This is a genomic window from Flavobacterium sp. TMP13 (assembly GCF_050847115.1).
Classification (GTDB): Bacteria; Bacteroidota; Bacteroidia; order Flavobacteriales; family Flavobacteriaceae; genus Flavobacterium.
In genome coordinates, this window is the sequence record NZ_CP193656.1 from 1,026,621 (window position 1) to 1,051,031 (window position 24,411).

General features: G+C 35.9%; 15 protein-coding genes. 1 reads left to right on the plus strand and 14 read right to left on the minus strand.

What is annotated here, in order from left to right; translation table 11 throughout:
- The first annotated feature begins 19 nt into the window (after positions 1 to 19).
- Positions 20 to 502 (plus strand): regulatory protein RecX, encoded by a 483-nt coding sequence (locus tag ACRASX_RS04490; protein ID WP_432222563.1) that lies wholly within the window; start codon positions 20 to 22, stop codon positions 500 to 502.
- 80 nt (positions 503 to 582) lie between these two features.
- On the opposite strand, the gene ACRASX_RS04495 is transcribed toward ACRASX_RS04490, so the two are convergent.
- The 14 genes from ACRASX_RS04495 to glmS all read right to left on the minus strand — a co-directional run bounded on the left by ACRASX_RS04495 (position 583) and on the right by glmS (position 24,410).
- On the minus strand, positions 583 to 3,738 hold the full coding sequence (locus ACRASX_RS04495) for a T9SS sorting signal type C domain-containing protein (RefSeq protein ID WP_432222564.1): 3,156 nt from the start codon (positions 3,736 to 3,738) through the stop codon (positions 583 to 585).
- A gap of 885 nt (positions 3,739 to 4,623) precedes the next feature.
- Positions 4,624 to 7,695 carry a DUF7507 domain-containing protein gene (locus tag ACRASX_RS04500; RefSeq protein WP_432222565.1) on the minus strand — a complete coding sequence of 1,024 codons (3,072 nt, stop codon included), beginning with the start codon at positions 7,693 to 7,695 and terminating at the stop codon, positions 4,624 to 4,626.
- A gap of 940 nt (positions 7,696 to 8,635) precedes the next feature.
- Positions 8,636 to 9,799 carry a beta-ketoacyl synthase N-terminal-like domain-containing protein gene (locus ACRASX_RS04505; RefSeq protein ID WP_432222566.1) on the minus strand — a complete coding sequence of 388 codons (1,164 nt, stop codon included), beginning with the start codon at positions 9,797 to 9,799 and terminating at the stop codon, positions 8,636 to 8,638.
- A 271-nt stretch (positions 9,800 to 10,070) separates the two neighbouring features.
- Entirely contained in the window at positions 10,071 to 11,342 is a 1,272-nt protein-coding gene (bioA, locus tag ACRASX_RS04510) for an adenosylmethionine--8-amino-7-oxononanoate transaminase (RefSeq protein ID WP_432222567.1), read from the minus strand.
- A gap of 166 nt (positions 11,343 to 11,508) precedes the next feature.
- Positions 11,509 to 12,126, minus strand: coding sequence for a dethiobiotin synthase (bioD, locus tag ACRASX_RS04515; RefSeq protein ID WP_432222568.1), 618 nt, complete (start codon positions 12,124 to 12,126; stop codon positions 11,509 to 11,511).
- A 54-nt stretch (positions 12,127 to 12,180) separates the two neighbouring features.
- The gene (locus ACRASX_RS04520) at positions 12,181 to 12,795 is read right to left on the minus strand and encodes a hypothetical protein (protein ID WP_432222569.1); all 615 of its coding nucleotides are present in this window, start codon (positions 12,793 to 12,795) and stop codon (positions 12,181 to 12,183) included.
- Positions 12,785 to 13,288, minus strand: coding sequence for an RNA polymerase sigma factor (locus ACRASX_RS04525; protein WP_432222570.1), 504 nt, complete (start codon positions 13,286 to 13,288; stop codon positions 12,785 to 12,787). The genes ACRASX_RS04520 and ACRASX_RS04525 overlap by 11 nt, the downstream gene beginning before the upstream one ends.
- Positions 13,289 to 13,295: 7 nt before the next feature.
- Entirely contained in the window at positions 13,296 to 14,159 is an 864-nt protein-coding gene (locus tag ACRASX_RS04530; RefSeq protein ID WP_432222571.1) for a TraB/GumN family protein, read from the minus strand.
- A 375-nt stretch (positions 14,160 to 14,534) separates the two neighbouring features.
- Positions 14,535 to 15,677, minus strand: a complete 1,143-nt coding sequence (locus ACRASX_RS04535) for an aminotransferase class I/II-fold pyridoxal phosphate-dependent enzyme (RefSeq protein ID WP_432222572.1) — start codon at positions 15,675 to 15,677, stop codon at positions 14,535 to 14,537.
- Positions 15,678 to 15,856: 179 nt separating this feature from the next.
- The gene (locus tag ACRASX_RS04540; protein WP_066311873.1) at positions 15,857 to 16,138 is read right to left on the minus strand and encodes a F0F1 ATP synthase subunit epsilon; all 282 of its coding nucleotides are present in this window, start codon (positions 16,136 to 16,138) and stop codon (positions 15,857 to 15,859) included.
- Between the two features lie 29 nt (positions 16,139 to 16,167).
- Entirely contained in the window at positions 16,168 to 17,679 is a 1,512-nt protein-coding gene (gene atpD, locus ACRASX_RS04545; protein ID WP_066311874.1) for a F0F1 ATP synthase subunit beta, read from the minus strand.
- A 234-nt stretch (positions 17,680 to 17,913) separates the two neighbouring features.
- Positions 17,914 to 19,380, minus strand: a complete 1,467-nt coding sequence (locus ACRASX_RS04550; protein WP_432223067.1) for an SGNH/GDSL hydrolase family protein — start codon at positions 19,378 to 19,380, stop codon at positions 17,914 to 17,916.
- 79 nt (positions 19,381 to 19,459) lie between these two features.
- Positions 19,460 to 22,255: a TonB-dependent receptor gene (locus ACRASX_RS04555; RefSeq protein ID WP_432222573.1), complete on the minus strand. Its 2,796-nt coding sequence runs from the start codon at positions 22,253 to 22,255 to the stop codon at positions 19,460 to 19,462.
- A 307-nt stretch (positions 22,256 to 22,562) separates the two neighbouring features.
- The gene (gene glmS, locus ACRASX_RS04560; RefSeq protein ID WP_432222574.1) at positions 22,563 to 24,410 is read right to left on the minus strand and encodes a glutamine--fructose-6-phosphate transaminase (isomerizing); all 1,848 of its coding nucleotides are present in this window, start codon (positions 24,408 to 24,410) and stop codon (positions 22,563 to 22,565) included.
- Between the last annotated feature and the right edge of the window lies 1 nt (position 24,411).

Genomic DNA, 24,411 nt, shown 5'->3' on the forward strand with positions numbered 1-24,411 from the left:
TTTTCTATTTATCTTAAAAATGTCTGAAACTTATACCATACTACAAGCACTAAAAAAATTAGAGCATTATTGCGCTTACCAAGATCGTTGTCATGATGAAGTAGTGTCTAAACTAAAAAGTCTTAAAATGACTGCTGACGAAATTGATCAAGTGATTGTTAAACTTATTACTGATAATTTTTTAAACGAAACCCGTTTTGCGTGTAGTTTTGCGAGAGGAAAACATAGAATAAAGCAATGGGGAAAAGTGCGCATTGTCAATGAGCTCAAATTTCGACATATTTCGGCCTATAATATTACAAAGGCCTTGAAAGAAATTTCTTCAGAAGAATATTGCGAAACGTTTGAAAATTTATCATTGAAAACATGGGAAGGTATTTCAGAAAAAAATAAACTTAAGAAGAGTAAAAAATTCTGCGATGCTTTGTTGCGTAAAGGTTTTGAAAGTACGCTCGTTTATGAGAAGATGAAAATGCTTTCTTCTACTAAAGACGAAGTGTAAAAGGAGAGAATTAATTAAAAGTCGTAAAAAAAACCACTTGCGCATACAAGTGGTTTTTTTAATTCGATAAGTTACTGATATTAAAATATAATTTTAGTCGTTTGCGTTATACCATTTTCTAATTGCAATTTAACCAACAATACCTGATCACTACTTCTTAAATTAGCAATTTCAAAAACTGAAGAATTGATTTTACTTTTACTATAAATTGTTTTACCCGAAACATCGTAAATCAATACTTTTTCAATTGTATGAGTTGTGGCAGCAATAGTTATGACTTTATTTTTCACAGATACTTTTATCATTTTGTTTTGCTGTTCAAAATCATCTACTCCTAATGTTTTATTGGTATATTTTAATACAAAACGATTGTCGAATGTTCCGTCTGCGCTTGAGAAACTATAGTCGCCTTTGCGTAAATTGTGCGTTTTATTTTCAACGTTATCAAATAAAAATACCGACTGATTGTCTAAGCTACCATCTGTGTGGTCTATGCTAATAGTAAACATACTATTAGGAACAGCAGGTTTTTTCGCCAAATTTACGCGAAATCCTAACGGAATTTCTTCATCAGTAAAAGGAACAGCGCGACCTTGAATAGCCAGTTTAGCACCATTATTTATACTGTAAAAATCCGCATAGGCATTACCATTATAGGTTACCCCATCATAAACCATATCGTACGCATTGGTAGCTCCGCTAAGGTATCCTATTAAAAGTTGTTTGAACAACCCATCTTCATTGGTTAGATTTAACCATATTCTATTTTTCTCGACAGTTGGCTTCTTCGTCATTTTGAAGAACTGTGAATTTTGACCCGGTACACGCATGTCATTTTTAAAAGAAACAGATGGCAAACTTTCAGTGGCCGCAATAAAAAATGACTGACCTGCCGCAATGTAACCAGAAGGTATTTTAGATCCTGTTAAGGCTTTCGTTCCAACACCTGTACCAACTCCGCCAGTGATATTATAACTTGCATAATCGCCACTGTTATAATTATAAGTGGCTGTGCCAGGTTGCAAGGTGCTAGGCAGCGAATTGTGCTCCCAAAAGTACAATGTTCCATATAAATTGGAATTCCCATCAATAAACTTATCGGCATAAACCGCAGATGGATAAGGGTTTCCAATTAAGTTCCATGTTCCGTTGAGCTGAAATTCGATAGTTCCATTGTTTGGGATGCCTTCAAAAACAGCATTGTAAACAGTTGCTGTCGTAAGATCGAAACTTTGTGGCGCGCGTACAGCATAACCAGATGCGGGATTCATAGTTTGTACACCGTTTACACTTTCAGACCAGCCATTGCTGTATTTTAAATATTTGTCATACAAAGTATTAGGCGACAGTTGGTTTAATGTCATTCCAGCAACTGGAGAAGACCAATAGGTGAAATCGTACCTGCGCATTGGCGTCGTATTGCGCTTGTAGGTAATTTTTCCGGTGTTTTGCACATCTGCTATTTGCACCAAGCTCGCATTGTTTTCAAATATCAAACCATTATCGGTAGTCACATTAACTCCCTTTGTAATAGTTAAGGTCACGCCCGACGGCACAGTTACAACTAAACCTGCATTAATTGTAAGTCCACAAGCAGTGAAACCAGTCAATGGTGGCGGATTTGGTGAAACGCTAGCAATGATCGCATTTTTGGTGGCAGTTGGACTTCCGTTACTCCACGCATTTCCGTTCCAGGTTGTTGAAGAATTATCAACTACAGGGACTGATAAAGTTGCTGCAGAAGTACACCCGTTTGCAGTTACTGTAAAAGTATATGATCCTGCTGATAGATTAGGCACGGTGTAAGCAGTACCAGATCCTAGAATTGTGGTGTTAATTGGTCCACTTTGATTAATGGTCCATGAACCTGCGGGTAAATTGCTTAAAGCGACTGTCCCCAAATCAGAGCAGGTGATATTTACAATAGTGCCCACTGTTGGGGTTGCAACCGAAGAACAAGGATCCGGCACTAATTCGCCCGTTGAGAGCAGTATGGCGTCAACAGGTACACCTCCTAATTGAAATTTTATTTGCGAAATTTGATCTGTCGTCAAGGATGAACCATTAATACCTACAAGAACTTTCCTTGAACTGTTCCAACCGGTAATTGTTAGTATCTTTCCACCGGACCAAGGTATTGTAGCACTATTAGCAAAATTTGTTTGCGATGTTCCACTTAAATCGATGGTCGAATTATCGTTTAAAGTAATTGTTCCCAATGTTTCATTAACACCTCCTGTTGCGTAGCTCCCACCATTAAAGATCACTTTTGCGCCATTAGATATTATATCTAAAACACTTGGAGCTAGCTTTGCTGTACCGCTCAATGTTAAATTATTTGATACCGTTGTCGTTGCAGCCAAGGTTTTACTTGCTGATCCAGATAATGTGAGATTTGTATAAGCTGTAGTACGAATCGCTTGCCCTACACCGTCGTAATTTACTGTAGCACCTGTGCCATTAAGAGTAATGGTATTAGTACCCGTTCCACTAAGGTTGAATGGATTTGCATTGCTCAACAACAATGTTCCAGTTTGAGCGCCTGTTGTCGTGCTAAAAATAGAAGTATTGTCGCCAATCTGATTTGTTGTAATTATCCGACCATTAATATCAAGTGTTCCACTCTGAAAATAAAATTCGGCATTAATAGTGTTTGTTCCATTTCCACCACTACTTAACAACGTAAAATCACTAGATACAATAAAATTGGCAATTGTCGATGTCAAAATAGTTTTAAATTTATCATACGTTGGATCTGCGGTACCGATTTGAACACTACTACAAGATATTGTACCATCACCTGTCAAAACGTGAGATCTATTCTGTCCACTTTTTGAATTCATGATAATTGCACCGCTTATTGTAAGTGCTGAAGCAACAGATAGCGTACTTACAGTACTACCATTCGCAGTGAACGTTATAGAGGCGCAAAATGCAGGAACATTAATTGGAACAGTAACTGTATGCGAAGTTTCGATATAAACTATATCTCCAGCTTTTGGAAATATACCAGCACCTACAGACGCACCACCTGAAGTATAACTCCAGATAGCATTAGCATTCCAATTACCACTCATTCGAGAGTAGAATGTAGCAGCGTTTCCAGATATTTGAAAAACTATAAATAATATAAAAGCGAGTAACAATTTTGAGCGCAACGTGCCACTCTTTTCAGTTAGCAAACCAAAATGCTGAAAATTTAAACTATTTGTTGAAAAAGGTAGTTTTTTAGCCATCTTTATAAGTATTAGAAATCTTTAAAAGCCAATATAAATATGCGCGATTAAAAACAAATTATCTATTGCAATATCAAGTTATTGGTTGAATTATAATGTAAAATAATAAAAATTTATGCTTAAATAATCTAAAACAGAGAATATTCATAGTAAACATACTAAAAATCACATGTTATTTTATAAAAATACATATTTTAAAAATAGATAAAGTATTAAGTCCACGTTTAACAACTAACATTTTTTGTTGGAATGAAGAGAACGCGAATTTATATTTTCAAAAATTTATTCTTGTTTGCAACAGAAGCAATAATCATAAAGGTTTTGATAAATTTCGGATAGTCAATTGCGATTCGGTGGTGTGCTTTTTTGCTGCAGTTTTTTTCTCAATTGAAGTTTTATTTTTAAAACTAAATTAATTTTCTAAAAATTACAATTGTAACTTCTTTCTGGCATAAATTTATTCAGCCCAACTTAGAATTATTGTAGCTGAGGAGGCGCAGCATTTATTGTGTAGCGATCTGAAACACAGATTTCACAGATTTTCACAAATAGTATATCGGAAATTCTTCCCGAAAAAAATTTAAAATTTAGACACAGATTTCACAGATTAAATTCTTCTAATTCTTTTAGTCTGTGGCAGCAAAAGATTTAAAATTTAGCCGCAGATTTCGCAAATTTCTACAGATTAAATCCTTTTAATTCTTTTAAACTTTGGCAGAAAAAAATTTGTAAAGTGCAGAATTCTATTAAAAAGCAAGCCACAAATTGCACTAATTATCACAAACGATTCCGTGTTAATTAGTGCAATTTGTGGCTGAGACCTTTTTATTTTTAGGCAAAGATTAAATACTGTTAAATCTTTGATCTGTGGGAAATACTATAAACCTATAAAATAATTTTAGTATTCGATGTCGCGCCATTTTCGAGGATGGTTTGAACGATCAGGACCTGATTGCTGATCTTTAAATTTTCAATTTCAAGTACGGTATTGTTTATATTTTCTTTGGTGTAAATTGATTTTCCTGTAATGTCAAAAATCGTAACTTTATTAATCCTTTCTAATTTTGCATCAATAGTTATCTTTTTATTATTGACATACACTTCTAAAACTTTATTTTCAGTGTTGAAATCATCAACTCCTAAAGTGGTACCGTATTTTAAAATGAAGCGGTCGTCAAATACGCCATCGGCACTGCTGAAAGTGTAGTTGCCTTTGCGCAAATTGTGTGTTTTGCTGGTTTGGTTGTCGTACAAAAATACCGGTTGCTCATTCAGGTTGCCATCGGTGTGATCAATACCTATTGAAAAGGAACTTTCTACCGCAGGTTTTTTGGTCAGTTTAACACTAAAACCTAAAGGAATTTCCTCAGCTGTAAAAGGAACCGCACGACCTTGTATTGCCAAACGAGAACCATCATTAATGCTATAAAAGTCGGCAAAAGAATTTCCATTGTAGGTTACCCCATCATAAATGGCATCATAGCCATTGGTGGCGCCGCTTACATAACCAATTAAAATTTGTTTGAACAGTCCATCTTCATTGGTCAAGTTTAACCAAATTCGATTTTTCTCCATCGACGTTGTCTTAGCCATTTTATAAAACTGCTTGTTCCTGCCTGCAACGCGCATTTCATTGGTAAATAAAACGGTCCCTACAGTTTGCTGTGCTGCGACAAAAAATGATTGCCCCGCCGCAATATATCCTAATGGTTCAGGACTGCCTGTTGCAGCAGCTGTTCCTCTATTTTTACCAATACCGCCAGTGATGTTATAACTTGCATAATCGCCACTCGTATAATTGTAGGTTGCGTTTCCTACAATCGCCACGTCTGGTGAAGAATTGTGTGTCCAAAAATATAGGGTCCCATATAAATTGGTATTATTATATATAAATTCATCCGCATAAACTGCCGACGGATAAGGATTTCCAATTAGGTTCCAAGTTCCTTTTATAGCATATGGGATATCTCCATTATTTGGCACACCCTCAAAACTTGCGCTAAAAGGTGCTGCTTCGTTAAGATTGTAACTTTGTGGTGCTCGAACTGCGTATCCAGCAGCTGCTTGCATTACTGCTGTCCCATTATAATTGATAGCCCAAGCATTGTTGTATGCTAAATATTTATCGGACAAAGTATTTGGCGAAAGATCGCTTAATTTGAAATTAGAAACTGGAGAGGACCAATACGTAAAATCAAATCTACGAACTGGCGTTGTGGTGCGTTTGTAAGTAACTTTTCCGCTATTGATTGCATTATTAATTTGCACCAAACTGGCATTATTTTCAAAGATTACTGTCCCATTGTTGGTTAGTTTATCTTGTAAAGTTAGCGTAGCATCGCCGTTAACTGTAACCGTATAACCTGATTGTACCGTGCAGTTGCAACCCGTAAGATTGGTCGCAGCGGTAATGCTCAAGTCTGCTTCGATGTTGAGGTTTTGTGTAATATTTGGTGTGCCGTCAGACCATTTTGTGCCATTCCATTTATTTGTTACCGTTTCAGGCACAACAAATTCAGCCGATGCAGGTGATTTACAACCTGTCTCATTGGTCACTCTGAAACTATATTTTCCCGCTGGCAAATTGCTTATTTGCTTAGTATCTCCTGTTCCATTAACAATTACATTACCTGGTAAGCGCTCCACACTCCAAGTTCCTGAAGCAGGCAAATTACTCAATTGAACAGATCCTGGAATGCTGCAAGTAACAGCAGTAATTGCTCCTATGGTAGGCGGAGTTAGTAAATTTATTACTGTGGCAACATCATTATTAATTGTCTGACCCGAAATATCCTCGACCAAATTGTCAGACGGATCTATTGCGGTGACTTTTGCACTATTAGAAACATATCCCAGAGCCACATCGGCTGCAGTGATCGTATAGTTTGCCGTAAAGGTAACTTTTGCTCCCACATTTAAGGTACTGATAGTGCCCACTGCAGTCGTTCCCAACTTTGGGTCAACCACAGTAATGTTTCGCAATGGTACATCTCCAGTATTGGTGACTTCGAAATCGTATGTGATTTTATCTCCTAATTTTCCACAGCTCACTAAACTTGCTTTTTTAACCAAATCTAGTTGTGCTAATTTTAAAGAATTTGCATTGAAAGCAATAAAAGCACAATCTGAACTCCCTGAAAAAGTAACTACAAAACGATCTACAGTAGGCGCGAGCGCAGCAGTAATTCCAAAAGCGCTTAGGTCGTAGGCTAAAATTCGTATGTCCCGTACTTCATTTGAAATAAATCCATTAGCTGGCTTGCCATCTGTCGAATCAAAAATATCTAAACTGTAAGAACCTACCACCTTTACACCTTGAAAAGCGATGGTAACTGGGTCTCCAACAGTTTTGCCTAGAGCATCTACAAACTTAAATACATCGGCTCCACCTGGCAGTGCAACCTGCGTTACAATTAAGTCAGGTATGCCATCATTTAGTCCGTTTAGATTTAAATTGTCAGTTCCAATTTTAAAAGAAACACTGCTAGTTCCAATATTTGCAATACCAGTCCCCAAGGCGAGTCCATTAATTCCGTCAGTAAGTCGTGCAACCATTTCTGCTGATGTGGCAACAGCACCGGTCAAAGCCGGAGTTAAAATGCTTGCTGATTTGGTTTCATCAATCATTGCGCCTTGCAGAAAAAATGTTGAATTCCCCCGTTTAATATCCTGAATTTTTAATGCTCTAAATTTGTGCGCGTCAAACGCCACCTTTTCTGTGATCAATCGGCTGTCATTTACGCCAGTTGAATAGGTTTTACCATTCCATTGAAATGCAGTTAAATTATTTTCAGAATCGGGACGATTGTCTGAGCCTGTTGCAGCATTCGCAGTCCAATAGCCTCCCCAGTCCGTATAAATTCTGTCAACAGCGCTCTGTGCTTGAACGGCATTGGTTATAAAAAATAATAACAATAAGATAAATAGGGGTAAAGATGACTTGGTAAAATTTTGCATGATTGAGCGCCATTAAATGACTTTTTATTAAAAAAAAAATTTATTATTGTTGTACTATTGAATGGTGACTTAAAACAATACTTTGCGAATTGCTGCTGTTCCATTTTTTAAATAAACAGGCACCACCAACATTTGTTTGCTGCTGTTTACTAGGTTATTTCGACAATTGAAGCGTTACTTATACCGCGACCGTTACATGAAACACTAGTGCATTTAAAGGACAAGCTTACTGGAAAACGCGACAAAGTAAACTTGTTATCCCAACTGCCTAAAATTATTAGAGAAGAATTATTCAATTTATGATTTATGTCTATAGCTTTAATAAAGCTATAATTAACAACTTGAGCCGTTGTAGTTGGCATAAAAGAGTAATAACAAAATAATATAAAGAGTAGTTTTTTTATCATATACTTATCGTTTTTGAGGCATATGACGGTATTTTTAATTCTTGCCATTGCACAAAACATGTTTATCAACTAAAATTTCTTTTATAAATGCCTGCTAGCTACACCAAAATTAAATTTTACAAACAGTCTTAATTCTTAACGAATAGTTACCTAATAGCCAAAAACAATTACGTCATTACAATAAAATTTTGATAGTCAAAGATTAAAAATTTAAAGTATGAAATACTCCAAGCATTAATTAAGGTGCAAAAATACCGCTTTTAAAAGATCGTAAGTCAAAAGACATTCTATAATCGTTCAACGGCAATAGTTATCGATGAACGACAAAAAAAACGTATTATAATTATTTTTTATAAGTATTTACTTAATTATAATCGTGTTATTTGTAGCTAATTTAATACGGTTTTTTTCGTAAGAAGAAGGCAAAATAAAAAAGCAGAAAAATTTATTAGCGCTACAAATGTCCTAAACAAGGAGATCAATATCTTTAATTTAAGTACTTAATAAACCGACAAATAAAATATTCGTGAAATTTATAAACCCAACAAAACACTAACCGCATTTCCACCAAATCCAACAGAATTTATAAGTACTTTCTGAATCTCCTTAGTTTGTTTTTGCTCGAAGAAAGGAACTCCGATAAACTGATTGTTTTGCAGCATTAGCAAAGCTAGTTCTATGCTTAACATTCCCGAAGTTCCGAATGTATGTCCTATTTTCCATTTGTTCGAAGTTAATAATGGCAAATGCTTTCCAAATACTTTTTGGATAGCTTTGTATTCCGTTAAGTCCCCTTTTATAGTGCCTGGCGCGTGCATCACAATGACATCCACTTCCTCAAGCGGTATTTCTTTTAATGCCATTTTCATCGATTTTTGAAAGCAAGTTGCTTCGGCGGAAATCGAGATATTATGTTCCAAAATTTCAGTGGCATAACCTACACCTATTAGATAAGCCAAAGCGTTGTTTTTTTCGCCAATTTCCAAACAGCAAACCGCTGCCCCCTCACCCAGTACCATGGTATTTTGCTTTTTATTTAAATCTAAAGCTAAGTTGGGCCAAGAATCTTGATCTAATTTTGCACGCGAATATATTTTGAGTGCTCGCATTTGTGCAATCGTAAAATCCGTCAAAGGTGCTTCGCTTCCACCAACCAAAAACTGGTCAGCCATTCCGGCACGCAACCAAGCCACCCCATTTAATAAGGAATGTAATGCGGTTGAACACGTAATAGAATGTGAAACTTCAGGTCCCTCAGTTTGTAAATCATGCGCAATCCATGAAGAAATATTTCCTAAAGTAGTAGTTGGCGAAGTTAAAGTTTGTGCTTTTCCAGATTCTAAATATTCCTGAAAGTGTTTTTCGAATAAGTCGGTGGCTCCTCTGGAAGAACCAATGTTAATTCCGAAATTAGAACGTTTAACCCAACCCGCTTTTTGCACCGCTTGTCTCGACGCATACAAAGCAAATAAAACCGAATTATCCAGGCTTTTATAATTGGAATCTGAAGAACGAATTGCATCTATTAAATCTTTTGAATTCTCACTCAAAGCACCAACAACTGTTTCTTGCTTGTCTAAAAACTGAGAACTAAAACAATGATTTTTGTTTTTGTAGTTTTCCCACACTTGTTCGGAAGTATTTCCTAAAGGAGAAATAGAAGCAAAAGAGGTAATCGCAATTTTTGGAGTGTTCAAAATATAATTTTTGGCAAAGGTAAGCAGCTTGAATTTTATTTCACATTATACCTCAAAAAAAAATCTCATAGTGAGAATGTTTGGTAAGGCTGAAATTCTCAAAAATGAATTTGTTAGAAAAATTAAAATTTGCCACAGATTAAATCCTTTTAGTTAATTTAAACTGTGGCAAAAAAATATAAGTTAACAGTAAATTAATGCAGCGTAAAAATGTACCGAATCTCTGCTTCTACTTTTTGTTTATCGTTTCGAAATTAAAAACGAAATACTTTTAAACCATTTCTACTGCTTCTTCAACTACTGCATATACTTTTTGCAATTGCTCGTCACTAATAATGTATGGCGGCAAAATGTACACAATATTTCCAACGGGACGCAAAATTACACCTTTCTCAATAAAAAAATTGTAGAGTTTATTCCGCATTGAACCGTAATAGCTTTCATCCGAATTTGATTTAATTTCCAGAGCAAAAATAACCCCTAAAACACGAGTAGTTGTAATCTTTGGATGGTTTTTAATGTGGTCTTGAAAAGCCAAATGTCTTTTATTGACCCGCTTTATATTGGCTTGCATATCGGGTTTTTGCAACAATTGCACACTTGCCAAAACTGCTGCACAACCTGTTGGATTAGCAGTAAATGTATGTCCGTGAAATAAAGCTTTATTGATGTCATCATCGTAAAAAGCATCAAATATTTCTTGGGTAAAAGTAGTTATGGCCATCGGAATCGTTCCGCCAGTTAATGCCTTCGACAAACACATCATGTCTGGTTGCTCTTTTACATAATCCATGGCAAATGTTTTGCCTGTTTTTCCAAATCCTGTCATCACTTCATCCGCGATTGTCAAAACCTTATTTTCTTTGCAAATTTCGATTAAGGTAGCTAATGCCTCAGGCTCATACATCACCATTCCTGCGGCTCCTTGAACCAAAGGCTCGAAAATGAATCCCGCACATTTATGATTGTCTATCACGTTTTTTAAAGCAGTAAAACTTGCTTTTTCTTTACCTTTTACGGGAACTGGAATCCGAACCACATCGATAAACATTCCTTGAAATGCCTGCGTATAAAATGAAATTCCGCTTGCTGCCATTGCTGCAAAAGTGTCGCCATGAAAAGCATCTTCAAAAGCTATAATAGTTGTCCTTTTTTCTCCTTTATTAAAAAAAAACTGCAAAGCCACTTTAATCGCGACTTCTACCGCAGTAGAACCATTATCCGAAAAAAATATTTTTTGCTGATTGCTAGGCAGAATTTCCATCAACTTTTCAGCGACTTGAATAGCGGGCTGATGGGTAAAACCACCAAATAAAACATGCTCTAAGGTGGTGAGTTGCTTATAGATGGCGTCAGCAATAAAACGGTTGCTGTGGCCAAAAGGATTCACCCACCAAGAAGCAATTGCGTCAATGTATTCCTTATTGTTCTCGTCCCAAAGCAAAGCACCTTCGCCACGAGCAATGGTTATTGGCAACTGAGCAGTTTTGTGTTGTGTATACGGATGCCAAAGGTATTGGCTGTCTTTTTCTGTTGAAGTCATTTTGCAAAGATAAAAGATTTAGGAGGACAGTGGAAAGAGAATAGAGTAAAGAAGATAGACACAAGAAGCAAAGAAATATAAAAAACCATGAGGAAAATAAGTATTAAGAAACAAACGGTAGTAGTATGAATCCTTATTAATTACTTGTTACTACTTACTCCTCACTCTACAAACCCAGCAAATTTTCTCTAAATAAATCCGCATATTCTTTAATGACATTTTTATCAAAATAAGGTTCTTCCTCAATTCTTCCAATGCATTTTATTTGGGTTGAATTTAAGATAATAGCTTCAGTTGCTTGACTTTCATCTCCACTGAAGACAATTCCTGCCACTTGCAAACCTCTATTTTGAAGTGCTTCAATAGTCAATAACGTATGATTGATACTTCCTAAATAGTGGCGTGAAACCACAATCACTTTATAGTTGGGTTGAATTAAATCGATAATAAAATCTTGATCATTTAAAGGAACAAACAATCCACCGGCACCTTCAATAACTAAATGGTTTTGAGTTTCGGGTTCTTTAATCTGCGCTAAATCAATTGTTACATTGTCAATTTCAGCAGCTAAATGCGGACTTGCTGCCGTGTTTAAAGCGTAACTATTGGCATGAAATTGCGATTTAGAATTGGATATCCTTGCTTGTACTTTATGCGTGTCCGAATGCGCTAAATCTCCGGCTTGGATTGGTTTCCAATAATCCGCTTCAAGCGATTCAACAACGATAGACGATACGATTGTTTTTCCCACATCGGTCGAAATTCCTGTTATAAAGATTTTCATTATTTTAATTTTTTACAAAAGTAAAAAACCGATCCTTACGATCGGCTTTAATTATTATTCTTCTTTTAATTCGTCTAAAAGTTTCCGAATCTCTTTGGCATATTTTCCATAAAAATAGTGTACCCACCATTCTAAAAGCAGACCTACTGCCAAAATCGAAATTATTATCATTGCAAACAGAGATATTAAAAGCGAATCACTTACTGTTGCTATTTGAAAATTTACTTTCTGCGACAACTGATAGTACATCATGCCAATTAGGTACAAAGTTAAAAATGGCGTAAGTGCGAAACCAAATGTTTTGTAAAGTTCCATATTGAGTCTGATGTCAAAATAGGTTTCGTATAAGCTGTCTTTTGTTTTCAATGTTATTTTTGACAACCTTTTATAAAATCGAAGCAATTTTATTAAGTAATAGGCACAAACGGGCAAAAAAATACTAAATAAGAGGTAAAAAGGAACAATTGTTTGGGAAGGGAAATCATGTATAAAAGGCACAAATCCTATAAAAAGAACCGAAAGAGTTTGATAAATTAATTCGTTTTTAAGATTCTTTTTAATCTTATCCAGAGGCGTATTTGCTGTCTGTATTTTTTCTAGATTAGTTGGAAGTTTAATCTTTTCATTGGTCTCTTTGTTCCAGGCATCTTGTACATCTTTAAAATCCATAACCTTGATCTTTTATAATTTCTTTTAATTTTTCTTTTGCTCTGTTTAATTTCACCCTCGCATTTCCTTCCGATATTCCTAAATTAGCACCTATTTCTTTATGCGAGTAACCTTCTAATTGATAGAATAGGATTGCTTTATCGATTTTCTCAAGTTTTTGTATAGCCGTGTAGAAGTGCTTCATCTGATCTTCTTTTAATTCCGAATCACTTTCGTCTTCTTTTATGTTTTCTGTAGCAATTGGATCCTTATCTACTTTGCGCTTTTCTTTTTTGAGAAAAACAATCGCGGTGTTTAATGCGACTCGATACATCCAAGTAGAGAATTGGCTTTCATTTCTAAAAGTATCGTATGACTTCCAAAGCTGACAAATAATTTCTTGAAACAAATCTTGCTGATCATCAGCATTGTCCATATACATCTTCGAAATTTTATATAAAATTCCTTTATGCACTTCCATTCGACTCAAAAACTCTTGCTCTTTTTCTCTCAAAACAATACTACTTCAATACTGGTTTAACAACATATCCTGCTTCCTTCAACAAGTTAATTAAACCAGATTTACCGGCCAAATGCGCTGCTCCAACAGCTACAAAAACACGTTGTTGTTGCATTAAAGTTGGCAATTTTGCAACCCAATTTTTATTTCTTTTATCTAACATAAATTCTTGGGTTTTCGTATTCATGAGTTTTGGATCTGTAGTTGATTCAAACAATGCAGCAATATCTTCTTCTTTATAGAGGGTCACAAATTTTTTCATATCTACATTATTTGACTCTTCCAACATCCGAATCATTTCGCTATTAGTATAAGCATTTTTCAAAGTTTCTAACTGAGAATCCATTGTTTCTAGTCCATTAACCGAAATTTTATGTTCTTTTGCTTTTTCTATAAAATCCATTTCGTAAAATTTTAAATCTGCGCAACCAAAAGCCTTTGCCACGATTAAACTCATAACAGTAACTAGACTATAGTTATCTACTTGCGCAATAGTCATTCCAGTTGTTTTATTTAAAACAGCGCTAAGACGAGACAACTCTTCGCTTGTTAACTGTCTGCTAAGTCCTTCTTTTCCCATTACTGCTTTTTGCATTGCGTCGATTTCTTTGGGATCGGTAAGATTAATTTCTAAAACCAATTGACCCGAAGACTCTAACGCCTTCTTTGTTTGATCCGTGATGAAAAAATCGGCAGCACAAATCATATGAATGGTTCCATATATAAATGATGACTTTTTTAATCCGTTCCCTGAGACTTCCCATAATAGTGACTTCTCTAATGGTATTTCCTTATTTTGTGCTTGTGTTTGAAAGTTTAAAAATAGTACAAGGACTGAAATCACTAATTTAATTGCGTTTTTCATTTTTTGATTGATTAAAGTTATTGATTGATTTATTGAAACCTCTAGTTAGTTTTGGTATCTATTTCTTTGTATTCCAGCATCCAAAAAAAGCACCCAAAAATTAAGAGTAGTGAAGTGTTTGGCTTATTTAATACAAATTGGTTGACTAAAGAATAAACTAGTTCTGCGGAGCTTAGAAAAATAAATATAATTGCCCACGTTTTTACTTTTAATGATTTTGAATATGTTTTCAAACTGCTTGTTTTTTGATTACGTGTCGTAAGTACGCAAATAATCAAAACGTTACAAAAAATGAAAGGAAATTTAAAAAACTTAAAAAAATAGACGCGTTTATAGTCACAGCCTTTTTATAAAATCAATATAAAGTACCACTTGTTAAAAAAGCAGCTTCAGTAGTAACTCTAAAATTCGAGTAATTTCTTTTTCAGAATTATAAACGTGTAAACAAAAACGAAGTCGCTCTTGTCCTTCGGGCACCGTTGGTGACAAAATAGCCTTTACATCAAAACCTTCCGCTCGCATTTTCTGCGCAACCTCTTTGACTTTTTCATTACCCGGAATTATTGCAGATTGTATAGCCGACTTGCTGCGAACAAACATCGGTTGCAAGCTCATGAGCTTTTTTTGCTGATTGAAAAAGACAATATTTTCGCGTAATTTTTTGATCGAATTTTTCTCTAAAACTAATTGTCGATAAGCCGTTAAAATAGTGGCGACCGAATGCGGCGGCAGACCTGTTGTGTAGATAAAACTTCTCGCAAAATTAACCAAATACGACTGTAGTTCTTGACTACCTAAAATAACCGCGCCGTGACAACCCAATCCTTTACCGAAAGTCATAATTCGTGCAAAAATACGCTCGTGCAATTGTATACTTTGAAGCAAACCTTCGCCGCTTTCTCCAAAAACACCCAAAGCATGTGCCTCGTCAACGACTACGTAAACTTCATGTTTTTCGCAAAGACTGACCAACTCTTCTAAGTTTGGGCAATCTCCGTCCATAGAAAAAACACTTTCTGTAACGACATAAATATTTGTACTGCTAGTTTTAAATTTTAGAAGTAAACGAGCTAAGTCTTCAAAGTCGTTGTGTTCGTATTTGTATGATTTGGCTTTGGATAAGGAAATTCCGTCCCGAATTGAAGCGTGACACAATTCATCGTACAAAATAACATCTGTACGCTGCGGCACAACGCTAAAGAACCCAACATTGGCATCGTAGCCCGAATTAAACAACAAAGCAGCCTCTGACTCATGAAACTTAGCGATTTCTACTTCTGCGATTTCATAGAGAGAATGATTGCCAGAAATTAATCGGGACCCTGTGGCGCCATTTTGAATGCAGTTGTTCTCAATTAGAAATTGATGCGCTTTATTAAAAATTGTGGCGTTCTTTGAAAAGCCAATATAATCATTAGACGAAAAATCAATTAAAGCGTTTGGTTGTGGCAATTGACGTAAGGCGTTTGTTTGCTCGCGCTGCATTAACTTTTGACTGAGATTTTCGGGTAATTTCATACTGGTAAAGTTAGTATTTAATGCCTAATTTCTGATTTAATTTTGATTTTTAGCCCAGATGGAAGCGGCATCCTATTGTGTGCGCCGCGGCGCACGCAATAGATACAGTGAACAGCTGGAATAGCTTCAAAAAAAAAGCCAAACATCACTGTCTGGCTTTTTATATAAATTGAATTATTTTAATCAACTAAAACAATTACTTTATTGTCTTTCAATTCGACTGTACCCGATTCAATAGTAATAGTATACTCTTGATCGCTTACTTTAGCGAATTTATTAAGAACCTCTTTAGTAAAAGTGAAACTTGGCGCCGCAATCTTTACTAATCCACTGCTTAAAATTGAAACAATTGGTGCGTGGTTGTTTAATATTTGAAAACTTCCGTTTACTCCTGGCAATGTAACCGAAGTTACTTGTCCTGAAAAAAGGGTTGCTTCTGGTGATACAATTTCTAAAATCATTTTCTTTTGGTTATGAGTTATAAATTATATTAAACTTCAGCTAACATTTTTTCTCCAGCTTCGATAGCTTCTTCGATGGTTCCTTTAAGGTTGAAAGCTGATTCTGGTAAGTGATCTAATTCACCATCAATAATCATGTTAAATCCTTTGATTGTATCTTTAATGTCAACTAAAACACCTTTTAATCCTGTAAATTGCTCAGCAACGTGAAACGGTTGAGACAAGAAACGTTGTACACGACGCGCTCTAGAAACAGCCAATTTATCTTCTTCAGATAATTCTTCCATACCAAGAATTGCGATAATATCTTGCAACTGTTTGTATTTCTGAAGAATTTCTTTAACTCTTTGTGCACAGTCATAATGCTCATCTCCTAATATCTGAGGAGTCAAAATTCTTGAAGTAGAATCTAACGGGTCAACCGCTGGATAAATACCTAATTCAGCAATTTTACGAGACAATACTGTTGTTGCATCTAAGTGAGCAAACGTTGTTGCTGGTGCCGGGTCAGTTAAATCATCCGCAGGAACGTAAACCGCCTGTACCGATGTAATAGATCCTTTGTTTGTAGAAGTAATACGTTCTTGCATTGCACCCATTTCTGTTGCTAATGTTGGTTGGTATCCTACTGCAGAAGGCATACGACCTAAAAGAGCCGAAACCTCTGAACCTGCTTGTGTAAAACGGAAGATGTTATCAACGAAAAACAATACGTCTTTTCCTTGATCAGTTCCAGCTCCATCACGGAAATATTCAGCGATAGAAAGTCCAGAAAGTGCTACACGAGCACGAGCTCCTGGTGGCTCATTCATTTGTCCGAAAACGAAAGTAGCTTTTGACTCTCTCATTCCTGGCATATCTACTTTAGATAAATCCCATCCTCCATTTTCCATAGAGTGCATGAAATCGTCACCGTATTTTATAATTCCTGACTCTAACATCTCACGAAGTAAGTCATTTCCTTCACGCGTTCTTTCTCCTACTCCTGCGAATACTGAAAGTCCACCGTGACCTTTTGCGATATTGTTGATCAACTCCTGAATCAATACTGTTTTACCAACTCCGGCACCACCGAACAATCCAATTTTTCCTCCTTTTGAGTAAGGCTCAATTAAATCGATTACTTTGATTCCTGTAAATAAAACTTCAGATGAAGTTGACAAATCTTCGAATTTTGGAGCTTGTCTGTGAATAGACATTCCGTTTTCACCTGTTTTTGGCAAGTTTCCTAAACCATCAATTGCATCTCCAATTACATTGAATAATCTTCCATATACGTCTGGACCGATTGGCATTTGGATAGGATTTCCTGTTCCAACTACTTCATATCCTCTGCTCAAACCATCTGTTGAGTCCATTGAGATCGTACGTACTGTATTTTCTCCGATGTGAGATTGTACTTCAAGAACTAATAATGTTCCGTCTTTTTTAGTGATTTCTAATGAATCATAAATTTTAGGAAGTTCAACATCTTTTCCGTTGAAAACAACATCAACTACTGGTCCAATGATTTGGGCAACTTTTCCGATTACTTTTGACATTACTTATGTATTTATTAAATAGCTATTTAGGTTTAACGAAAATACCTCTTTTTTCAGTGCGCAAAGATAATTTTTTAAAATCTAAAATCAATATTTTTTTTGTAAAATCTGTTAGTTTTTTTAGAACAATTTAAATTTAGCGCACGTTTCGTCTCGTATTTCTTTTAAAATTACCACAAAAAAACCACCACGCTTTACAAACGGGTGGCTTTCTTATTAATAAAATGATATTTTTTACAATTTTGCAGGATATTGAATAGGATATTCTCCTAAATCTACGGTGCGTAATGTGGCACCATATGTTGTATTAATTGCTTCGACAAATTTATTCGCAATTAAAGCATATCCTCTTGCACTAGGATGAACACCATCTAATGAAAATGCTCCACCAGTCACATAAGTTGATGAAATGGTATAATTTCCAAATTTTACTCCACCACTAGACAATTGATTCATAACGACCTTAGAGTCTACAAATGCCAAGCCTTTTTGTTTGGCGATTGCTTCTATTGTGATGTTATAGGCATCTGTTGCTTTTTTTACTTCGGCAATTTCATCTTTCGTCAAAACCCAATTATCAGCTAAAGGAACTGAAACTCCATTTATTTTTGATGGATCACTCCCAACTGTTGTTCCAATAACTGTTCTTGAAGTCAAAACTAATAAATCTTCTTTGGTTGCCATTCGGTAAGAAGGCACTCCAAATCCAGACAAATCTGTCAAATAACTGTCTACCAAAACCACAGCATTTGCGCCTGCTTTAAAAGTGACTGTTCTTCTAGTTGCCTCCTCCGCTGTAAGTAATTTATTAGTAACCATCGCTTGCAACCCTCCGTTATAAGTAGCATAGCCTGTATTTAACTGCGTTGCTGTTGCAGCATCAAGCGGAACTGGATTGTATGGAACAGTTGTAAAATAAGGTAACGTACTTACATAAGGTAAATTTACGATAACTCCTTTTGCACCTTTGCTCGTTAAATTGTCTACTACTGTTTTGTACACATTAGCAAAAACATTTGGATCTGTGATATCGTTTCCACCGTACGTAGCTGGGTTTAAATTACCTGTTTGATCTTTTCCAATTCCGCCCGAAGTAGCGTAGCCTAAAACATCGTTTCCACCAATCCATAAAGTGAAGAACGTTGGAGTTTGCGCAACCGCATCACCTAAAACAGTGGCCGATGGCGAGCTAGCAAACCTAGCATAATACGGATTTGCTGCGCCACTAGCGACACCTGCCACATTACCATAACCAGGAGCAACCAAATGATAACTTTTTGCTCCGGGAACGCCTAAGTTATTAAACGAACCTGTTAGATGTTTTGTCACTTCCGTTGTTGGCATACCACTTACTGTAACGGGCGCTTGACCATTAAAGTAAAGACGAGGAGCTGTAATTACATTTCCACCCAATAATAAACCACCTGTATTATCGTTCATGAATGGCGTTTTAAAAGTACCACCTCCAGCAGCAGCAAATTGCTGTGCCAAGATATTTACATAAGCTCCTTCTTGACCTCTTACAAACAGAGAGCCATCGCTATATCCCGCAGCAAAAGAATCTCCTAAAGCCACATAATTAGTAAAGACTGCTGAGCCAGGTGTAACTGGAACTTCTGGAACTTCGCCCGAATTATCATCACTATTACAAGCTGCAAAAGTTAATGAAACCAATAACAGCCATTTGAAATTTTTTATCATCATTTGTTGATTTTTTTTAAAAGATAAATCTTCTCACTTTTATTTTTTGAGCGAAAAGAAAACCGTTTGATTGTGTTTTTTAAAGTTCAAGTGTCCAAGCGGCAAACCATTGTTGACCGATTAGCCCTGCTCCCACCACTTGAAGATAATCTTCTCCGAACAAATTAGTTGCCCCAACTTTTAAAACTGATTTTAATTTTGTGAAAGCATAATTAACCTGCACGTCTAAAACTGTGTTTTCTGGAATGATACCATCTCCAAAAGAAGATTCCCATAAATATTCAGAATTCCAACGTACACTGACATTAAAACCTAGATCATCAGTTACTTTACTATTTCCTAACGATGCTTTGATTCTATGTTTAGGAGTGTTAAATCCTGCAACAAAACTTGGATCTTGCGTTTGGTCGAACTCAAATTCTGCATAATTATAATTAGCTCCTAATTCAAAATCTTTATATATTTTTTTTGACAATCCGATTCCATATCCAAAAGAATTAATTTCTGCTGAAGTATTGGTGTACACTTGATACACTCTACGATCACCAAACTTTAAAGCAGCATACGTTTGTTGCACATTAGGATCAGCGCTATCTGTTCCAACCTTTCCATAGTACGGAGAGATTACACGAGAGGTATTCATGAAATTAGTATACATATTGTAATAAGCATTGATATCAATAGATAAATCATTATTTACTACCGAGCGATATCCTACCTCAAAAGCCTGTACCTCTTCCGGCTTCACTAAACCAATATTGGCTACCTCTAAAACATTTGGGTTAGAAGTCGCTCCAAAAGCAGTTACCGAAGCTAATGTGTACGCATTTTTATATGCGTCTTGACCAGACAAAGTTACGGTAGCAGGTGCTCCTAAAGCTTGGCTCGCTGCACTCACATTTTTTGTTTCTACAAAGCGATCTAAATTTTCGGGTGCTGAACCAATAAGAGCAAAAGGACCTAAATCTAAACCAATGTACTGATCTTGCGTAGTTGGATTTCTAAATCCCGTTTGATACGACACTCTAAAATTATGCTGTTTTGCATTACCTGCAGAATAAACAAAGGATACTCTTGGCGAAACATTGCCATCAAAGTTTTGACTTTTATCGTAACGAATAGAACCCGTAAATTTTAAACGATCTTCTAACCATTTCTTTTGCAATTGAGCGTACGCTCCATATTCTTTATACTTCAACTCACCATCATAATCAGTAAAAATAGTTCCTTCTGAATTCATTACGTACTGTCTCCAAGAACCTCCTACTTGAATTTCAGCAAATTTTATGAGGTCTTTAAAGTTATAATTCACATCTGCATGATACAATTTTGAATGATCAATAAACTTAGCGCCTTGTGTTAAATCTGGATTATCCACTACATTCTGCAAAGCAGTATTAAACGCTGCGGAACCTGGCTCAAATCTGGCCGAACCAACTGGTGCTGGGATGAAAGAAATTGCAGCTGGCAATGTATTATAATCTGCAAACGTTCTTCCAATCGCAGCTGATTCATTTGCATTTGTTCCCATTACGGCTCCTGATAATTGGTAAGCAGTTGCATAATTAGTAAACCATTCTGTATCTGACTTTGCAGCTCTGTTTACATTCCAACCCGCAAAACGCATGTCGTAAGAATCTCCAGCATCTTCTGAAGTGTTATACACACGGGCGAAAAAATTCTTTCCTTGAACCTCTAACTTGGTTTGAGACATGCGAAAATTATTTAGCGAGTAGCGGTTGGCTCCTTGATAAATCGTTGTACCCAAACCTAATTTTTCTTGAAAGATAATTTCGGCTCCATCATCTCCCCAAGGTCTAAAATGCAAAGAAATATCGGCTTTAATGTTTTTTACTTTGTTGTCATTTAAGTCGCGTTCTTGGTATCCGGTACGACTCACTTGACCGACATTCGGAATAAAAGTCGAAATTTCGTCGCCATAAATATTTAATCCATCATAATTTTGATTAGTCGCGTGACTGTTTCCGCCAATTGTCATACTTCGTTTGTCATCTGCAATCCATTCGGTCGCACTTACGTACGTTAAATTTCCTTTTAGTGCAAAATAGTTAGTTACTGCTTTAGCCACCCTAACTCCAACATCTACATAATTATTAGACCCTGCAGCTACTTGGGTTGTTTGACCATATTTCGCATAGGCACTAACACCTTCACTAGTAAAAGGATTTTTACTATTCATAAATAATATTCCGTTGAATGCATTTGCTCCGTACAACGCAGAAGAAGCACCTGGCAACAACTCCACATTAGCTACATCAAGATCAGACACACCAATTAAGTTTCCTAGAACAAAATTTAATGCTGGCGAAGAGTTATCCATACCATCAACCAACTGCATAAATCGAGTATTAGCAACAGACGCAAAACCTCTAGTGTTTATAGATTTAAACGAAATACTACTCGTATTAAAATGCACTTCTTTTAAGTTTTCCAAACCATCATAAAACGTGGGAGCTGTGGTGCTTTTTATTTCTTTCATTCCCATTCTTTCTACAGTAACCGGCGATTCAACAATTCGCTCTGGAGTTCTAGAAGCAGAAACAACAATTTCATTTAATAAGTTTTGCTCTTCTACCAAAACAACATTAAATTTTTGATTGTTAGAAGTAATATTATACGTTTTAGTTTGAAAACCTACGGCTGAAACTTTAATTGTAAAAGGTGGTTTTGCATTTGTTTCCAAAATGAAAGACCCATCGAAGTCTGCTGAAGCACCATTTGAGCTTCCTTCAACATTAATATTTGCTCCCGGAATAGATTGCTTGCTAACATCGGTAACCGTACCCGATACTGTAGTTTGTGCGAAGGACAAGCTACAGACAAAGAATGTTAATAGAAGTAGTTTAATTTTCATTTAGAATGGTTTAGTTGGTTAATAGTACCAAAATACAAATAATTTTGATATTCGCAATAAAAGTAAAAAAATTATTGTTATTGTATAATAATTAATACTAAACATCATGTAATCAACATTTAATTTTATTAAATAAATGTTAATGAATTTGACTGAGTTGTTCTGAAATTATATGCATACATAACAATTTACAGAATAAACTGATTATTTCGCAAAAATCATAATTTTTAAAAAAACGGCAAAAAAAAAAGAGCGCAATAATAAATTGCGCTCTCTCTCTCAGTACTATATAAGTTATTTTTATTCGTTACTCAACTGTAACCGATTTGGCTAAGTTTCGTGGTTGATCTACATTGCATCCACGTAGCACAGCTATATGGTACGATAATAATTGCAACGGAATTGTAGTAATCAATGGTGATAACGCATCCGAAGTTTCAGGGATTTCGATTACAAAATCTGCTAAATCTCTAACTTGTGTATCTCCTTTGGTAACTATTGCAATGATGCGACCACTACGTGATTTAATTTCTTGAATGTTACTTACAATTTTATCATAATGTCCTTGTTTAGGAGCGATGATAATTACCGGCATTTGAGCATCAATTAAGGCGATTGGCCCGTGTTTCATCTCTGCTGCTGGATAACCCTCGGCGTGAATATATGAAATCTCTTTCAACTTCAATGCTCCTTCCAAAGCAACTGGAAAATTGTATCCTCTACCTAAATACAAACAATTTGGTGCATCCTTAAAAGTTTCGGCAATTTGTTTAGCAACTTCATTGCTTAACAATGCTTCTTGTACTTTTTCAGGAATAATTTCTAATTCTTGCAAGTAACGGTGATAATCTGTACTTGACATAGTTCCTTTCGCTTTACCTAAACGAAGCGCCAACATGGTCAATACAGTAATTTGAGTTGTAAATGCTTTTGTTGAAGCTACTCCAATTTCAGGACCAGCGTGCGTATATGCTCCAGCGTGAGTTTCTCTAGAAATAGAAGAACCAACTACGTTACATACTCCAAAAACAAATGCTCCTTTTTCCTTAGCTAGCTTAATCGCCGCCATAGTATCCGCAGTTTCTCCTGATTGAGAAATAGCGATTACAACATCATTACTATTAATGATTGGATTGCGGTATCTAAATTCTGAAGCGTATTCTACCTCCACAGGTATTCTAGCAAACTCCTCAATAATATACTCTGCAACTAGTCCAGCATGCCAAGATGTTCCGCAAGCCACAATAATGATACGCTCTGCGTTTAAAAACTTTTCCAAATTGTCTTCAACACCAGCCATCTGTATAATACCTTTGTTGGCATTTAAACGACCACGATAGGTGTCCTTAATTACACTTGGTTGCTCGTAGATTTCTTTCATCATAAAATGATCGTAACCCCCTTTTTCAATTTGCTCCAAATTCATTTGAAGTTCTTGAATATTAGGGTTTACCAACGAATCATCTTTGATTTTTCTAATTTTGATTGGTTTGTGCAAACGAATATTTGCAATTTCACCATCTTCCAGATACACTGCATTTGAAGTATACTCGATAAAAGGAGATGCATCAGAAGCAATAAAATACTCACCTTCGCCTACTCCAATAGCCAATGGACTGCCTAATCGAGCTGCCACAAGTTCATTTGGATTTTTGATGTCAAATACTGCAATTGCATATGCACCGACCACCTGATTTAAGGCTACTTGAACTGCTTTACCTAATTTTAGATTTTCTGTTTTTTGAATTTCTTCGATTAGATTTACTAAAACCTCTGTATCGGTATCCGATTTAAAAGTGTATCCTCTTTTTTTTAATTCTTCTTTAAGAGGCGAGTAGTTTTCTATAATTCCGTTATGAATTATAGCTAATTCTCCAGAATTGGATAAGTGAGGATGCGAATTTACATCATTTGGTACTCCGTGCGTCGCCCAGCGGGTGTGCCCAATACCAATTTTTCCACTTGTATTCAATTCTGATTCGGATTTTGCTTCTAGATCAGAAACTTTTCCTTTTGTTTTACAAAGCTTAATAGCATTGTCGTCATATAACATGACTCCAGCACTATCATAGCCCCTGTACTCAAGCCGCTTTAATCCCTTTATTACAATGGGATAAGCGTCTCGATGGCCTATGTACCCAACGATTCCACACATA

Excerpts from the sequence above, each read along its gene's own strand:
- ACRASX_RS04490 (WP_432222563.1), top strand. The coding sequence starts at position 20 with ATGTCTGAAACTTATACCATACTACAAGCACTAAAAAAATTAGAGCAT.
- ACRASX_RS04495 (WP_432222564.1), bottom strand. The coding sequence starts at position 3,738 with ATGGCTAAAAAACTACCTTTTTCAACAAATAGTTTAAATTTTCAGCAT.
- ACRASX_RS04500 (WP_432222565.1), bottom strand. The coding sequence starts at position 7,695 with ATGCAAAATTTTACCAAGTCATCTTTACCCCTATTTATCTTATTGTTA.
- bioA (WP_432222567.1), bottom strand. The coding sequence starts at position 11,342 with ATGACTTCAACAGAAAAAGACAGCCAATACCTTTGGCATCCGTATACA.
- bioD (WP_432222568.1), bottom strand. The coding sequence starts at position 12,126 with ATGAAAATCTTTATAACAGGAATTTCGACCGATGTGGGAAAAACAATC.
- ACRASX_RS04520 (WP_432222569.1), bottom strand. The coding sequence starts at position 12,795 with ATGGATTTTAAAGATGTACAAGATGCCTGGAACAAAGAGACCAATGAA.
- ACRASX_RS04530 (WP_432222571.1), bottom strand. The coding sequence starts at position 14,159 with ATGAAAAACGCAATTAAATTAGTGATTTCAGTCCTTGTACTATTTTTA.
- ACRASX_RS04535 (WP_432222572.1), bottom strand. The coding sequence starts at position 15,677 with ATGAAATTACCCGAAAATCTCAGTCAAAAGTTAATGCAGCGCGAGCAA.
- ACRASX_RS04540 (WP_066311873.1), bottom strand. The coding sequence starts at position 16,138 with ATGATTTTAGAAATTGTATCACCAGAAGCAACCCTTTTTTCAGGACAA.
- atpD (WP_066311874.1), bottom strand. The coding sequence starts at position 17,679 with ATGTCAAAAGTAATCGGAAAAGTTGCCCAAATCATTGGACCAGTAGTT.
- ACRASX_RS04550 (WP_432223067.1), bottom strand. The coding sequence starts at position 19,380 with ATGATAAAAAATTTCAAATGGCTGTTATTGGTTTCATTAACTTTTGCA.
- ACRASX_RS04555 (WP_432222573.1), bottom strand. The coding sequence starts at position 22,255 with ATGAAAATTAAACTACTTCTATTAACATTCTTTGTCTGTAGCTTGTCC.
- glmS (WP_432222574.1), bottom strand. The coding sequence starts at position 24,410 with ATGTGTGGAATCGTTGGGTACATAGGCCATCGAGACGCTTATCCCATT.